An 820-nucleotide genomic window follows, 5' to 3' on the forward strand; every position below is an offset into this window, starting at 1 on the left:
GCGCCACGCTTCAACCGCGGCAGCTCTTCGGCGCTCGGGCGCCGGACCTTCAGCACGAGGTCGGCATCCCTGGCGGCATCGGCGGCGCTCCCCGCTATGCTGGCGCCGGCGGCCTCGTACTCGGAATCCAGAATGCCGGCCCTCTGGCCCGCTCCGGACTGCACCACGACGTCAGCACCGAGAGATTTGAACTTCTTGACGGTCTCAGGAACCGCGGCGACGCGCGGCTCCGCGGAGTCCGTCTCGGACAGCACAGCAATGCGCATGCGAGGGTTCCCCTGGAAAAGCTCGGCCTTCGAATGCGCGAACCGGCGACGCTTTTCGAGACGCGGACCTACGATACCGCGTTGGAAGCGGCCGGAATGTAACTTGCGCTCAATTTAATTGCCAACAATGCGTCAGCGACCCGCCCGGCGATCGCGAGCGGGCTCGTCATCCGCGGCGGCGCTCAACGCCACCGCCCTCGAACATTTCAGGCGAAGAACAGGTACAGGACCAGCAGAATCCCGACGACCAGCGGGGCCTTCCACCCGACGGCCGGTGCGAGAGCACCCACCGCGCCCGCGGCTCCCGAAGCGATCACGCCGACGATGGCCAGCAGCCAAGCTTCGCGGATCCCGCCGATGGCGAGGGCCAGCACCCAGCAGATCACGACGCCGGTGGCGATTTCGACGAACCGGACGAACCCGCGATAGGTCTGCTCGTGAGTCTTCGCGTCCATCGCCGGGCTGTAGGTGTGCCCGGCCACCGTGTCACTCTCGGCCATCGTGCGCTCGTTTCCCTAAGACGCGACTTCTTGCGGTCGCGGTCGGATGTAGCT

Annotated in this window: 1 protein-coding gene and 1 pseudogene; both read right to left on the minus strand. The window is 66.7% G+C overall.

From position 1 onward, the window contains the following. Positions 1 to 266 (minus strand): annotated as a pseudogene (gene pntA, locus ACU8YC_RS25115) (Re/Si-specific NAD(P)(+) transhydrogenase subunit alpha); the annotation flags it as partial. Positions 267 to 472: 206 nt separating this feature from the next. Then, positions 473 to 766, minus strand: coding sequence for an aa3-type cytochrome c oxidase subunit IV (locus tag ACU8YC_RS25120; RefSeq protein WP_012319754.1), 294 nt, complete (start codon positions 764 to 766; stop codon positions 473 to 475). Positions 767 to 820: the final 54 nt, after the last annotated feature.

The organism is Citrobacter sp. VF227 (genome assembly GCF_052950715.1).

Coding starts and splice junctions, on each gene's coding strand:
- ACU8YC_RS25120 (WP_012319754.1), bottom strand. CDS start 766: ATGGCCGAGAGTGACACGGTGGCCGGGCACACCTACAGCCCGGCGATG.